The sequence below is a fragment of the Pseudomonas sp. RL_15y_Pfl2_60 genome, assembly GCF_963970595.1.
Taxonomy (GTDB): domain Bacteria; phylum Pseudomonadota; class Gammaproteobacteria; order Pseudomonadales; family Pseudomonadaceae; genus Aquipseudomonas.
Genome location: NZ_CAXAOE010000006.1, coordinates 84,976 through 99,621, shown reverse-complemented (window position 1 = coordinate 99,621; position 14,646 = coordinate 84,976). Strand labels below are relative to the sequence as shown.

The 14,646-nt window shown below is 57.7% G+C and carries 12 protein-coding genes; 6 read left to right on the top strand and 6 right to left on the bottom strand.

Annotated elements, in window-relative coordinates:
* Nucleotides 1–25: 25 nt before the first annotated feature.
* From AACY26_RS16905 to AACY26_RS16880, 6 genes are all read right to left on the bottom strand, one after another.
* A complete protein-coding gene (locus tag AACY26_RS16905) occupies nt 26–937 on the bottom strand; it encodes an EamA family transporter (protein WP_339515773.1) in 912 nt (303 codons plus the stop codon).
* Nucleotides 938–1,154: 217 nt separating this feature from the next.
* Nucleotides 1,155–2,435 carry a TRAP transporter large permease gene (locus AACY26_RS16900; protein ID WP_339515772.1) on the bottom strand — a complete coding sequence of 427 codons (1,281 nt, stop codon included), beginning with the start codon at nt 2,433–2,435 and terminating at the stop codon, nt 1,155–1,157.
* Entirely contained in the window at nt 2,435–2,965 is a 531-nt protein-coding gene (locus tag AACY26_RS16895; protein WP_339515771.1) for a TRAP transporter small permease, read from the bottom strand. The genes AACY26_RS16900 and AACY26_RS16895 overlap by 1 nt, the downstream gene beginning before the upstream one ends.
* A 67-nt stretch (nt 2,966–3,032) precedes the next feature.
* Nucleotides 3,033–4,004 (bottom strand): TRAP transporter substrate-binding protein, encoded by a 972-nt coding sequence (locus AACY26_RS16890; protein ID WP_089361429.1) that lies wholly within the window; start codon nt 4,002–4,004, stop codon nt 3,033–3,035.
* 64 nt (nt 4,005–4,068) lie between these two features.
* Nucleotides 4,069–4,950, bottom strand: coding sequence for an SMP-30/gluconolactonase/LRE family protein (locus AACY26_RS16885; RefSeq protein WP_339515770.1), 882 nt, complete (start codon nt 4,948–4,950; stop codon nt 4,069–4,071).
* 48 nt (nt 4,951–4,998) lie between these two features.
* Nucleotides 4,999–5,820 (bottom strand): NAD-dependent epimerase/dehydratase family protein, encoded by an 822-nt coding sequence (locus tag AACY26_RS16880; protein WP_339515769.1) that lies wholly within the window; start codon nt 5,818–5,820, stop codon nt 4,999–5,001.
* Nucleotides 5,821–6,195: 375 nt separating this feature from the next.
* Here AACY26_RS16880 and kdgD point away from each other — a divergent pair, with 375 nt between their 5' ends.
* The 6 genes from kdgD to AACY26_RS16850 all read left to right on the top strand — a co-directional run bounded on the left by kdgD (nt 6,196) and on the right by AACY26_RS16850 (nt 14,631).
* A complete protein-coding gene (gene kdgD, locus AACY26_RS16875) occupies nt 6,196–7,107 on the top strand; it encodes a 5-dehydro-4-deoxyglucarate dehydratase (protein WP_339515768.1) in 912 nt (303 codons plus the stop codon).
* 90 nt (nt 7,108–7,197) lie between these two features.
* Nucleotides 7,198–8,640: an aldehyde dehydrogenase family protein gene (locus AACY26_RS16870; RefSeq protein WP_339515767.1), complete on the top strand. Its 1,443-nt coding sequence runs from the start codon at nt 7,198–7,200 to the stop codon at nt 8,638–8,640.
* Nucleotides 8,641–8,745: 105 nt separating this feature from the next.
* Complete coding sequence (gene gudD / locus AACY26_RS16865; protein ID WP_339515766.1) at nt 8,746–10,101, top strand: glucarate dehydratase; 1,356 nt, start codon at nt 8,746–8,748, stop codon at nt 10,099–10,101.
* A 67-nt stretch (nt 10,102–10,168) separates the two neighbouring features.
* Complete coding sequence (locus AACY26_RS16860; RefSeq protein WP_339515765.1) at nt 10,169–11,536, top strand: MFS transporter; 1,368 nt, start codon at nt 10,169–10,171, stop codon at nt 11,534–11,536.
* 25 nt (nt 11,537–11,561) lie between these two features.
* On the top strand, nt 11,562–13,118 hold the full coding sequence (gene garD / locus AACY26_RS16855; RefSeq protein WP_339515764.1) for a galactarate dehydratase: 1,557 nt from the start codon (nt 11,562–11,564) through the stop codon (nt 13,116–13,118).
* A gap of 103 nt (nt 13,119–13,221) precedes the next feature.
* Nucleotides 13,222–14,631: an FAD-binding oxidoreductase gene (locus tag AACY26_RS16850; RefSeq protein WP_445261328.1), complete on the top strand. Its 1,410-nt coding sequence runs from the start codon at nt 13,222–13,224 to the stop codon at nt 14,629–14,631.
* Nucleotides 14,632–14,646 lie beyond the last annotated feature (15 nt).

The window sequence follows — 14,646 nt, the reverse complement described above, 5'->3', positions numbered from 1 at the left end:
GCATTGATCGGTTTGTTTTTAGGCGTCAGGGTTGCTTGCTGGAGGCGAGCAGGACAACACCGCAAACCACAATCAGGCCGCCAATGATTTGCACGCCGTTCAGTAGCTGATCGAGGATTAACCAGCCAAACAGCAGGCCTGCTACCGGTTCGATGTTCATCACCGGAGCGTTGCGGGTGATGTCCAGTCGACTGACGAATACGAACAGCGCTGAAAACGCCATCCCATAAAGTAGGACCAGGCAGGCAAGGGCGATCCAACCCGTTGGCGCCGTCGGTAGATCCATCCCGCCCGGCAACACGCCGCTGGCGCCAATTATTGCGGTCGAGACAAACACCACCAATAACGTGAGCATGCTGCGCACGGTGCCCGGTACAGGCGCGAGGCGATGTGCGGTTATCCACAGCGCGCAGGCAAATACGGCGGCGCCAGTCGCGCTGAATAGCACGCCTTCAATCCAGCTTGCATCCACATCGCGCTGGTTGGCGAGTTGGGCGGGTACATCAAGTGCCAGGACCAAGCCAAACAGGATGGTGCCCATCAGTACTGTGGCCCGGCGGGTGGGTGCTGGCCCACCGAGCGCCCAGCTGAGCAGGGCTAGAAAGATCGGTGCCAGGTTGACCACCAGCAGCGCCAGCGCGACCGGGATACGCATCACTGCCGAGTAGATGCAGAAGCTTTGCACTGCAATCAGCAGTCCAAGCATCAGTTGCCAGCCCCAAGTCTGGCGGCTCAAGCGTAGTGCTTCTCCGCGATAGAACACCAAAGCCGCCAATACCAGAAGCGTCACCCCGGCACGGCACAGCATGGCAAGCAGCAGGCCGGTGTCGTGATCGAACGCAATACGTGCAGCAATGTGATTGCCGGCGAATGAGCAGGCGAGCGCAGCCAGAATCAATACGGCTATGTGGCGGGGCAGTTGGGCTGTAGCAGACATTGGCAAATCTATTCCTTGGCGAATAAATGAGAGCGCCGCCATGCACAGGCTGTTTGAGAACGTTACGAACGAAGGCAAGACAAGGCTTTGACGGGCGAAAATAAGCGCAGTTTAGGTGTTCTAAATGAGCTTTTTTCGCCTGTTTATAACGCAGTATTGTCGAGTGCAGTAGTTATCAAACAGTCTGATGAAGGCGGCGCGCCCAAACTATAGCGCTCTACAGCAGAACGCTTGGCAACCAAAGTGAAATGGCTGGGATATAGGTAACCGCCATCAACACCATGAGCAATGCGCAGTAGAACGGTAGCAGCGCCTTGACGGTGTTCTCGATGGTGACCTTGCCCACGGCCGCGCCCACAAAGAGCACGGCACCAACCGGCGGGGTGATCAGACCGATGCCCAGGTTGACCAGCATGATCATGCCGAAGTGCACCGGATCAATGCCCAGGCCTGTGATGACCGGCATCAGGATTGGCGTCAGGATCAGGATCAGTGGCGCCATGTCCATCAGCGTGCCCAGAACCAAAAGCATGGCGTTGATGCACATCAGAATTACATAGCGGTTATCCGACAGCGTCAGGAAGGCCGTGGTGATTTTCGCCGGGATCTGCATCAAGGTCATGATGTAGCCGAAGCTGGCGGCGAAGGCGATTAGTATCATCACGATCGACAGGGTGCGCACCGTGCGATGCATCAGCTTGGGCAACTCGCGCCATTTGTAGTCGCGGTAAATAAACATGGTCACGAAGAACGCCCAGACCACTGCAATTGCGGCTGATTCGGTCGCGGTAAAAACACCACTGAGAATGCCGCCGATAATGATGAACATGGTCATCAAGCCCCAAAGCGCATCGACGCATATTTTCAGCGCTTGCTTCAGCGGGATCACTTCGCCTTTAGGGTAGTTGCGGCGTCTGGCGAAGATCAGGCACATGCCCATCATCACGCAGGTCAGCAGAATGCCTGGGCCAATACCGGCGATGAACAGCGCCGAGATCGACACCGTGCCGCCAGCGGCCAGGGAGTACAGCACCGAGTTGTGGCTAGGTGGTGTCAGCAGCGCCTGAACTGAGCCGCTGACGGTCACCGCGGTGGAGAACTCACGCGGGTAACCTTTGCGGGCCATCTCCGGGATCAGTACCGAGCCTACCGATGCGGTATCGGCAACCGATGAGCCAGAAATCGCACCGAAGAATGCCGATGCCACGATATTGACCAGTGACAGGCCGCCACGGACAAAGCCAACCAGCACGCTGGCGAATGCGACGAGTCGGCGCGACATGCCGCCCTCGGCCATGATTGCACCGGCGAGCACGAAAAAGGGGATTGCCAGCAGCGAGAATTTATTGACCCCGCCTGCGACTTGAATCATCACCGCATGGAACGGAATACCGATCCAGAAGGCGCCGGCCAGCGCAGACAAACCCAGGGCGTAGGCCACGGGCATGCGCAGAGTGATCAGCAGCAAGAAGCTGCCCAAGAGAATAAAAGCGTCCATTACGACACGGCCTCGTTGGTTTCTTCTAGTTGTTCGTAATCGACCGCGCGACGGTGGCTCTGGTCGCCGAAGAACAGGCGCTCAAGAATAAAGATCAGGGTCAAGGCACCGCCCAGAGGAATAGGCGAATAGCACAGGCCAACGCGCAGGTCAGGCAATGACGGATTGAATTGATTCCAGGTCGCAGCGCACAGCTTGATGCCCCAGATCAGCATAAACAGGGCAATGGTTGCCATCAGCAACTGCACCAGTATTTCTATATAGCGTTGCAGGTGTTGCGGCATGCGGTCGGTGGCCATGGAGACCGCCATGTGAGCCCCGGCGCGGTAGCTTGCGGCGGCGCCAACAAAGGTAAACAGCACCATCAACAAGATTGCCACTGGCTCTGGCCAACTGGAGCCGCTGCCCAATACATAACGGGTGAAAATGCCCCAGGGAATGATCACGGCCATGGTTGCCACTGACAGGCCGGCAACCCAGATGCAGCTGGTGTAAATCACGTCGTTGACGCGTAACAAGGTGTTCTTCATTAACTTCACCACGCTGCCTTGGGGCAGGTTTGCACCTGCCGCCAAGGACTTTATAGGGAGTAGGTTGTTACTTGACGTCGGCGATGCGCTTCATCAGGTCAGCGTATTGCGCGCCGTATTTTTCACGGATCGGAGCGGTGGCGTCGTAGAAGGGCTTCTTGTCGACGGTGATGAACTCAACGCCCGCCGCTTTAAGCTTCTCTTCGCTGGCTGCCGACTTGGCATCCCACAGCTTGCGCTCTTCCAATTGGGCTTCCTTGGCCACTTTCTTCACCAGCGCTTGTTGCTCTGCGCTCAGTGAATTCCAGGTGTCCTTGGACATTACAATCGGCTCAGGCAGGATCAGGTGGCCAGTCAGGGTGTAGTACTTGGCGTTCTGATAGTGGTTGTGCTCAAGCATGGTCGGCGGGTTGTTCTCTGCACCATCGATAACGCCAGTTTGCAGAGCGCTGAAGATCTCGCCGGTGTCCATGGCAATGCCGTTGGCACCCATGGCGGTCATCATGTCAACGAACAGCGGGTTGCCCATGACGCGAATCTTCATGCCCTTGAGGTCTTCGATATTGCGTACAGGCTTCTTGGTGTAGAGGTTGCGGGTACCGCCGTCCATCCAGGCCAGGGCGACCAGGTTGAATTCGGAGTTGGTGATCTTGTCGAGGATTTCCTGACCGATTTCACCGTCGATGATTTTGCGCATGTGCTCCCTGTCGCGGAACACGAATGGCATGTTGAACACGTTTACATCCGGCACAACTGGCCCGACGATGCCGAGGCTGACGCGGGTCATCTGGATGGCGCCGATTTGAGTCTGCTCAACCACTTCTTTTTCTGAACCGAGCACGCCGCCTGGGAACATTTTGAAGGTGATGTCGCCGTTGCTGGCTTCTTCGATTTTCTTACCCATCGCTTCTTCAGCGACTACGGTTGGGTAGCCAGCCGGGTGGATCTCGGCGAATTTGATTTCCAGGGCGTTAGCCGCGCTAGACAGGCAAAAGGCCAAAGGGAGAGCAGCGATGAGCAACTTGCGTTTGAAATTCATTTGAATCTCCAGTCTTGTTGTTTTTTGAGTGCAGTGTTGCGAACAGCGTTAAACAGCGGGTGGATCAGCCGCGGAACAGGGGCTCAGCGAGCCCTTTTGTCCCCGATTGAAGCGCGAACACGCCACCGGCCAAGGGTTGATCGGATAGATCACCCTCGGGTCGAATGGATGTCACAAATAGGGTGCTCAGGTCGGCGCCGCCAAAGGCGCACATGGCGGGCTTCTTGACCGGTACCGATAAGGAGCGGTCGAGGCGTCCGTCCGGGGTGAAGCGATGTATGAGCCCGGCGTCGTTGCCGCAAATCCAATAGCAGCCATCTTCATCGACCGCCGCGCCATCCGGACGGCCAGGAAATGCATTCATGTCAACGAATACGCGGCGGTTATGCGCGGTGCCTGTGTCAGTGTCGTAATCGAATGCCCAAATCATCTGCACGCTGGGGTGCGAGTCGGACAAGTAAAGCGTGCGCCCGTCCGGGCTGAAGCCCAGGCCGTTGGGGACGATAAAGTTATCCAGCTGTTTAGTTAGCTGGCCATCGGTGAAGCGGTAGAGCGCACCCACTGATACGCCAGCGGCCATATCCAACAGCATGCTGCCAGCCCAGAAGCGGCCTTGACGGTCGCAGCGACCGTCATTGAAGCGCATGCCAGGTTGCGCATGTTCGACGCCAGCCAACAGTTGCGTGCGCAAGCTGCCGTCGCTCTGTGGTTGCAGGTCGAAAATGCCGCTTTGCATCGCGCCGATCCAGCCTTGGCCGTCGGTGCGGCAGGCGATGCATGCCAGCATTTCCTCGGCTTGCCAGCTTTGGGTTTGCCCGTTGGCGGCTTGCCAGTTGTGCAGGCGGCGGGCAGGAATATCGACCCAGTACAGCGATTGTTCCTGCACGCTCCAGACGGGGCTTTCGCCAACGCTATTACGGGCATCAAGTATCAATTCAGCTTGCATGGCTGCGTCTCTTATTGTTTTACGGGACCGATGATTAAGCCGCTGGGCTTACTCGAAAGGACCTGCGGCAACAAAGGCGCCACCCTGATAAATCGCAGCGGGGTCATCGGCTGCCACCGGAGGCTGCGCTTCGATTTTTTCGCGGAATACTTCCGAGCTGTCTTTGGCACTGAAGCCAAGGTGCGCGGCGTAACGGTTGTCCCACCAGACTTGAGCGTTGTCTGACACACCGTAGACAACGGTGTGGCCGACGTCGGTGCTGAACAGGGACTTTTCGATCAGTTGAGTCAGGTCGTCGAAGCTCAACCAGGTCGACATCATGCGGCGGTTTTGCGGCTCGGGGAACGAGGAACCGATGCGGATGCTGACCGTCTCGATACCGTAACGATCGAAGTAGAAGCTGGCCATGTCTTCGCCGTAGGATTTCGACAGGCCGTAGTAACCATCCGGACGACGAGGGGAGAGCGCATCGAGGGTTTGGTCTTGCTTGTAAAAGCCGATCACGTGGTTGGAGCTGGCGAAGACCACGCGTTTGACGCAATGCAGGCGAGCGGCTTCATAGATGTGGAAGGTGCCGCTGATGTTGGCGCCAAGAATCTCTTCGAACGGGCGCTCTACAGATACGCCGCCAAAATGCAGGATTGCATCGACACCTTCAACCAGCGCGTGGACAGCTGCTTTATCTGACAGGTCGCAGGGTACGACTTCTTCATGTGCGCCGGTTGCCGGGGCCATTGATGCAATATCAGATAGACGAATGACGTCGGCATAAGGCCGCAGGCTTTCACGGAGAACTTTGCCAAGGCCGCCAGCGGCGCCGGTTAGCAGCAAGCGCGAGAAGCGCGGTTGGGCTAGGGAGTTGGTGGTCATGAGGTGGCCTCTGACATTTAAATTGTTATTGTTTGTGTGGTTATACGTTGTCGTATAACTATTTATGGGCTGATTTCAACAGGGCTTATTCGGCTTGTCAACGTGACTAAAGTCGATGTTCGGAATATTTTGAAACGAATCTAGCCCCGCTCAGTGCAGGTGTCTCGATACTGTAGCCTGTCTAAATAAGCCTTTAATCTGTATTTAGCGCTGGCTGATTAGTTCGCGGAATGAAACGTATCCACGGCCCGAGTGTGAGCATTCCGTCGGCCTGGTTGAAAAATCCAGTTGGCAATTTATATAGTTGTACGATAACGTATTTCTTCGGTTTGGTACTCGTACCGCCTCTATAATTGTTTCCAGGGTGTTCGAATAATGAATCCACAAGAACTGAAGTCCATCCTCTCTTCCGGTCTGCTGTCCTTCCCGGTGACCGACTTCGATGCTGCCGGTAATTTCCGCGCTGATACCTATGCCCGTCGCCTCGAATGGTTGTCGCCATACGGCGCGACCGCACTGTTCGCTGCTGGCGGTACAGGCGAGTTTTTCTCCTTGGCGCCCGATGAGTACTCATCGGTCATCAAGACTGCGGTCGATACCTGTGACGGTGGCGTGCCGATCCTTGCCGGTGTCGGTGGTCCAACGCGCATGGCCATTCAATACGCGCAAGAGGCCGAGCGCCTGGGCGCCAAGGGCTTGTTGCTGCTGCCGCATTACCTGACTGAAGCCAGCCAGGAAGGTGTTGCCGCTCACGTTGAGCAAGTGTGCAAATCGGTGAAAATCGGTGTGGTGGTCTACAACCGTAACGTCTGCCGCCTGAATGCCACGTTGCTTGAGCAACTGGCTGAGCGCTGCCCGAACCTGATCGGCTACAAGGATGGTCTGGGTGATATCGAGTTGATGGTGTCGATTCGTCGCCGCCTCGGTGATCGCTTCAGCTATCTCGGCGGTCTGCCGACTGCAGAGGTCTACGCTGCCGCTTATAAAGCCTTGGGCGTACCGGTTTATTCCTCGGCGGTGTTTAACTTCATCCCGAAAACCGCAATGGATTTCTACCACGCCATTGCCCGCGACGATCACGCCACCGTTGGCAAGATCATCGATGATTTCTTCCTGCCTTACCTCGACATTCGCAACCGTCGCGCAGGCTACGCGGTCAGCATCGTCAAGGCGGGCGCCAAGATCGCAGGCTATGACGCAGGCCCGGTTCGCGCGCCATTGACTGACCTGCTGCCGGAAGAATACGAGCAGCTCGCCGCATTGATGGCCAAGCAAGGCGCGCAGTAACTCATCAACAGTCCCGGGCGCTAATGGCCAGGGACTAGCTAAACATTCAACGCGCCGCGGCTTGCTGCGGCCTGTTACCAGGAGGCTCTTGTGGCTGAGACAAAACGCTTTGAAAACTTCATCGGCGGCGAGTGGGTGGCTGGCGCTACTTATTCGGTAAACCGTAACCCGTCCGATCTGGCTGATGTGATCGGCGAATTCGCTCAGGCTGACGCTGCTCAAACCGAGCAGGCCATCGCCGCTGCACGTGCTGCGTTCCCTGCGTGGTCGACCTCCGGTATCCAGGCGCGCAGCGACTCGCTGGATAAAGTCGGCAGCGAAATTCTTGCTCGTCGTGCAGAGCTCGGCGAATTGCTCGCCCGTGAAGAAGGCAAGACTTTGCCTGAAGCCATTGGCGAAGTGACCCGTGCGGGCAATATCTTCAAGTACTTCGCTGGCGAATGCCTGCGTCAGTCCGGTGAAGTGCTGGACTCGGTGCGTCCGGGTGTTTCCGTTGAAGTCACGCGTGAAGGTCTGGGCGTGGTCGGCTTGATCACTCCGTGGAACTTCCCGATTGCGATTCCAGCCTGGAAAATTGCTCCAGCCTTGGCCTACGGCAACTGTGTTGTGATCAAGCCCGCTGATCTGGTGCCAGGTTGCGCCTGGGCAATCGCTGAAATCATTTCCCGTGCGGGCTTCCCGGCAGGTGTATTTAACCTGGTGATGGGCAGCGGCCGTGTGGTTGGCGACGTCATAGTCAACAGCCCGAAAGTCGATGGCGTCAGCTTCACCGGTTCTGTTGGTGTAGGCCGCAGCATTGCTGCCGCTTGCGTTGCACGTCAGGCTAAAGTGCAGTTGGAAATGGGCGGCAAGAACCCGCAGATCATTCTCGACGACGCCGACTTGAAAGTCGCTGTCGAGCTGGCGGTACAGAGCGCGTTCTACTCGACTGGCCAGCGTTGCACGGCATCGAGCCGCTTGATTGTGACTGCGGGCATCTACGACAAATTTATCGAAGCCATGGCCGCTCGCATGCAGTCGATCAAGGTTGGTAACGCGCTGGAAAAAGGCGTGGATATTGGCCCGGTTGTCTCTGAGTCGCAGCTGAATCAAGACTTGAGCTACATCGAGATTGGCAAGGCTGAAGGCGCACGTTTGGTTTGTGGTGGCGAGCGCGTCAAGTGCGAAAAAGACGGTTACTACCTGGCGCCAACCCTGTTTGCCGACTCCACCGCTGACATGCGTATCAGCCGCGAAGAGATCTTTGGCCCGGTTGCCAACGTGATTCGCGTGGCTGACTACGAGGAAGCGCTGGCGATGGCCAACGACACCGAATTCGGTCTGTCGGCGGGTATTTGCACCACCTCGCTGAAATACGCCAACCACTTCAAGCGCCACGCTCAGGCTGGCATGGTGATGGTCAACCTGCCGACTGCCGGTGTTGACTACCATGTTCCGTTTGGTGGCCGCAAAGGTTCGTCCTACGGCTCACGTGAGCAAGGTCGCTACGCTCAAGAGTTCTACACCACGGTAAAAACAACCTACATCGGCTAAGCACCCATGCACCTTCTTCGCCCGCCTGCTTGGCGGAGAGGGTGCAGCCGAACAGCTGCATTGATACGCGTACACCCTTCATAAAAATAATCTGGGTAAACGATTATGAACACATCTAGCAACGGCCACGCCTTCGCTGGCGCGCCAGTGATTACCGAATTGACTGTTGTGCCAGTTGCTGGCCAAGACAGTATGTTGATGAACCTGTCTGGGGCCCACGGCCCGTATTTCACCCGCAACATCCTTATTCTCAAAGACAACGCCGGTCATGTTGGCGTTGGCGAAGTACCGGGCGGCGAATCCATCCGCCAGACCCTCGAAGACGCGCGCACCCTGCTGGTTGGCCAATCGATTGGCGACTACAACGGCATTCTCAATCGCGTGCGCAAGACCTTTGCCGATCGCGACTCAGGCGGTCGTGGTTTGCAGACCTTTGACCTGCGCATCACCATCCACGCCGTGACCGCTCTGGAAGCCGCGTTGCTTGACCTGCTTGGCCAGCATCTTGGCGTGCCGGTTGCCGCTCTGCTCGGCGAAGGCCAGCAGCGCGACGCCGTGGAAATGCTCGGTTACCTGTTCTATGTCGGCGATAAGCAGCAGACCGATCTGGAATACCGCGATGAGTCCAACGCCGACGATGCCTGGTTCCGGGTGCGTAACCAAACCGCGATGACTCCCGAAACCGTGGTGCGTCAGGCTGAAGCTGCCTATGAGCGTTATGGCTTCAAAGACTTCAAACTCAAGGGCGGCGTGTTGCAAGGCGCAGCTGAAGTCGAGGCCATTCGCGCCTTGGCCGAACGCTTCCCGGATGCCCGCGTGACCCTAGATCCAAACGGCGCCTGGTCGCTGAGCGAAGCGGTCTCGCTGTGCCGTGACCTGCACGGTGTGCTGGCTTACGCTGAAGACCCATGCGGCGCTGAAAATGGTTACTCCGGCCGTGAAGTCATGGCTGAGTTCCGCCGCGCCACTGGCCTGCCAACAGCCACTAACATGATTGCCACAGACTGGCGCCAGATGGGCCACACCATCTCCTTGCAGTCGGTGGATATCCCGCTGGCTGACCCGCATTTCTGGACCATGGCCGGGTCCGTTCGCGTTGCCCAGATGTGCAACGAATGGGGCCTGACCTGGGGCTCACACTCGAATAACCACTTCGATATCTCGCTGGCCATGTTCACCCATGTGGCGGCCGCAGCGCCGGGCAAAGTCACGGCCATCGACACCCATTGGATTTGGCAGGATGGTCAGCACCTGACCCGTAACCCGCTGAAAATCGAAGGCGGCCTGGTACAAGTGCCCAAGGCGCCTGGCATGGGCATTGAGCTGGATTGGGATGCACTGGCCAAGGCCCATGAACTGTACAAGGCCAAAGGTCTGGGTGCGCGTGATGATGCAATCGCCATGCAGTTCTTGATTCCGAACTGGAAGTTCGACAACAAGAAGCCTTGCATGGTGCGCTAAGGCGCTCTGCAACTGACGCCACCACTGGCGTCAGTTGCGACCCCCAAATCCTTGCTGAGTCAGCCAGATGTCCGCAGTCAAACAAGGCCGTGTGCGCTACAGCGTTTTACTCATGCTATTTCTCGCCACCACGGTGACCTTTGCCGATCGCTCGAGTTTGTCGATCGCCGGTTCCGCGATGCAGGCCGAGTTGGGCATTGATGCGCTGACGCTGGGCTATATCTTCTCGGCATTTGGTTGGGCTTACGTCATCGGCCAGATTCCCGGCGGCTGGTTGCTTGATCGGTTTGGCGCCAAGCGCGTCTATGGCATCACTTTATTTTGTTGGTCTGCCTTCACCTTGCTGCAAGGCATTGCTGGCGTGCTGCCGCTGGCTTGGGCGGTGGTGACTTTATTTCTTTTGCGCATGGCGGTTGGTTTTGCCGGTGCGCCTTGTTTTCCCGGAAACGCACGCATTATTGCGGCCTGGTTTCCCACTGCTGAACGCGGCACCGCTACTGCTATTTCAAGCTCGGCGCAGTACGCCGCTACGGCTGTGTTTGCGCCACTGATGGGCTGGGTAGTGCAGGCGATGGGCTGGCAGTATGTATTTGTGGTGCTGGGCAGTTTGGGTTTGCTGCTGTGCCTGGGCTGGCTCAAAAGCATGTTCGGCCCGCGCGAGCATCCGCGCATCGGCGAGGCGGAGTTTAGCCATATTGAGAAGGGAGGCGCCTTGCTCGACCTTGCACCTCGGCCCGCAGGCGCGGCCGGCTTGCAAGGGCGCTATCTCAAGTTATTGCTGACCCAGCGGACCTTGATCGGGGTGTATTTCGGTCAGTATTGCAACAACGCCATTACTTATTTCTTTCTCACCTGGTTCCCGGTTTATCTCGTACAAGCCCGTGGCATGACCATTCTCACCGCCGGCTTTGTCACCTCGTTACCGGCCATCAGTGGTTTTCTCGGTGGCGTGCTGGGCGGATTGTTTTCCGATGGTCTGCTGCGACGTGGTTATTCATTGACTCTGGCGCGCAAGCTGCCGATTGTCAGCGGTATGTTGCTGTCGAGTTGCATTGTTCTATGCCTCTACGCGCAAAGCGATGCCGCCGTAGTTGCGCTCATGGCTCTAGCGTTTTTCGGTAAAGGCTTTGGCTCGCTTGGCTGGACGCTGGTGGCCGACACCTCGCCACGGCAGATCATCGGTCTGTCCGGCGGCTTGTTTAATACCTTCGGCAATCTCGCGGCGATTACAACACCGATTGTGGTTGGCTACCTGGTTAGCCGCACCGGCTCATTTGATTCGGCGCTGATTTATGTCGGCGCAAATGCTTTGCTGGCGGTGATCAGCTACCTGTTCATCGTTGGTCGTATTCACAGGATCGAGTTAGGCATTGAGACTGAACCGGGGGCGAATAGCGCTTTGCTCGGGTCAATCGCACCTAAGTCCGCGTCCTGATCCGTATTGAGAGGAGAGCATGTCCATGCAGTTGATTCCCCATCAGGATTCGCCGCGCTACATCCGTCTGCACCCGGCCGATAACGTCGGCGTGGTGGTCAACGAGCAGGGTGTTGCAGCGGGCGGTCGCTTTGACGACGGCCTTGAAGCGGTTGAAGGTATTCCGCAGAGCCATAAAGTCGCGCTGCAAGACATCGCCCTCGACGGCGAAGTGGTGCGCTATGGCGAAGTGATTGGCTACGCCCTGGAACCCATTGCAGCCGGGCGCTGGGTGACCGAAGCGCAATTGCGCATGCCCGAGCCGCCAGCCTTGGATAACTTGCCGAAGGCGACGATTCCGAGCGCTAAGGTCGAGCCGTTGGAGGGCTACACCTTCGAAGGTTTCCGCAACCCGGACGGCACGGTCGGTACGCGCAATATTCTCGGTGTAACCACCACTGTGCAGTGTGTGGTTGGCGTGCTAGATCATTGCGTCGAGCGGGTGCGCAAAGAGCTGTTGCCCAAGTATCCCTATGTCGATGATGTGGTCGCGCTGTCGCACAGTTATGGCTGTGGCGTGGCAATCAACGCCCCTGATGCGGTGGTGCCGATTCGCACGCTTTACAACATCAGCCGCAATCCCAACCTGGGTGGCCAGGCGCTGGTTATCAGCCTCGGCTGCGAGAAGCTGCAAGCCAGCCAGTTGATGGATGGCGATGCGCTGACCAATGGCATGGATGAAGAAGACTGGCTGTTCCGCCTGCAGGACTCAGGCACCGGCTTTGCGGGCATGATCGAGCAGATCATGCAGATGATAGATGCGCGTTTGCAGGTGCTGAATCAGCGCCGCCGCGAAACCGTGCCGGCCAGCGAGTTGTCGGTGGGTATGCAATGCGGTGGCAGTGATGCGTTCTCGGGCATCACCGCCAACCCGGCACTGGGCGTGGCCGCTGACTTGCTGGTGCGTGCCGGGGCCACCGTGATGTTTTCGGAAAACACCGAAGTACGTGACGGCATTCATTTGCTGACCCCGCGTGCCGCCACTGTAGAAGTGGCTGACGCCCTGATCCGTGAGATGGATTGGTACGACAGGTACCTGCAACGCGGCATGGCAGATCGCAGCGCCAACACCACGCCCGGCAACAAGAAAGGCGGGCTCAACAATATCGTCGAAAAAGCCATGGGCTCGATCGCCAAATCCGGTTCCAGCACCATTGTCGGTGTGGTTTCGCCGGGTGAGCGAATTCGCGGCAAAGGCTTATGGTTCTGCGCGACACCCGCCAGCGACTTTATCTGCGGCACCTTGCAAATTGCAGCGGGCATGAACCTGCACATCTTTACCACAGGCCGCGGCACGCCTTATGGCTTGTCCATGGTGCCGGTAATCAAGGTGGCGACGCGCACCCAGCTGGCTGAGCGCTGGCCGGATCTGATTGACGTGGATGCCGGACAAATCACATCGGGGCGCATGACGCTTGAAGAAATGGGCTGGGCCATTTTCCAGATGTACCTGGATGTCGCCAGCGGCAAATCGCAGACCTGGGCTGAACGTCATCGACTGCATAACGATCTGGTGTTGTTCAACCCGGCCCCGGTGACCTGAGTTTGGTTGCGCCGGGCCTGTTATCGCGCGATACAGCCTGTCTTGCTGCGCGTTGAATATTGCTTGGCACGTCGTTAACCAACCCATTGTGGAGATTACCGTGCTGCACGAAAAACTGATCCGCGACATTGAACAAGTGGTCGGCCCGGCCGGGCTTATTACCGACGCCGAGCGCATGCAGAGCTACTTGAGTGACTGGCGCAATGCCTACACCGGCAAAGCGGCGATGGTGGTGCGGCCGGCGAGTACCGAAGAAGTCGCGGCGGTTGTGCGCTTGTGTCATCAAGCAGCTGTGGCGATCGTGCCCCAGGGTGGCAATACCGGTTTGTGTGGCGGCTCGATCCCTGATCAGAGTGGCGCCCAAGTGGTGTTGTCGCTGACCCGGATGAATGCGATTCGGGCGGTCGATACTGGCAATGAAACCATCACGGTCGAGGCGGGAGTTATCTTGCAGAACCTGCAAGAAGCCGCTGCTGAAGCCGGACGTTTATTCCCGCTTTCACTGGGCGCCGAAGGTAGTTGTACGGTGGGCGGCAATCTGGCAACCAATGCAGGCGGCACCGCTGTTTTGCGTTACGGCAACATGCGTGACCTGACCCTCGGGCTGGAAGTGGTATTGCCCGACGGGCAGATCTGGAATGGTTTGCGCGGCTTGCGCAAGGACAACACCGGATACGACCTCAAGCACCTGTTCATCGGTGCGGAAGGCACCTTGGGCATCATCACTGCGGCGGTGCTAAAGCTCTATCCGGCGCCACGCAGCACCACCACCGCGTGGGTGGCGCTGCCAAGTACGGAGGCGGCCATCGAGCTGATCGCCCTGATGCGCGGCCAATTCGGTGATCGCTTGACCGGGTTCGAAATGATGTCACGCCAGAGCGTCAAGTTTGTGGTCAGTCATGTGGCGGGCTGCAACGATTTGTTCGCGCAGGTCCATCCTTGGTATGTGTTGATCGAAGTCAGCGATACGCTCGCCGATGCCGGGTTGGCTGAAATGCTTGAAACCGCGCTGGCAGATGCCTTCGAGCGGGAGATTGTGCTCGACGCAGTGATCGCCAGCAATGAGGCGCAAGTGGCCGGTTTGTGGGCGATCCGCGAAGGCATTTCCGAGGCGCAAAATCACGAAGGCCCGAGTCTCAAGCACGACATCAGTGTTCCGGTGAGCAGTATTCCTGCATTTATCGAGGTGGCTGACCAACGTCTGCTCGAGGCATTCCCCGGCGTGCGTATTGTGGCTTACGGTCATGTGGGCGACGGCAATCTGCATTACAACATCAGTAAACCGCTTGGCAGTGAGGATGCACCCTTCAAGGCGCAGGCCGAGCCGATTATGCAGCTTATCTATGATGCGACGCTGCAATTCAGTGGCAGCATCAGCGCCGAGCACGGCTTGGGTCAATCCAAGCGCGAGGCGGCGGTGCGCTACAAAGACCCGCTTGAGCTCAAGCTGATGCAGGCCATCAAAACCACACTTGACCCTGCCGGGCTGATGAACCCCGGCAAGGTGCTCTGAAACGCATACAGACAA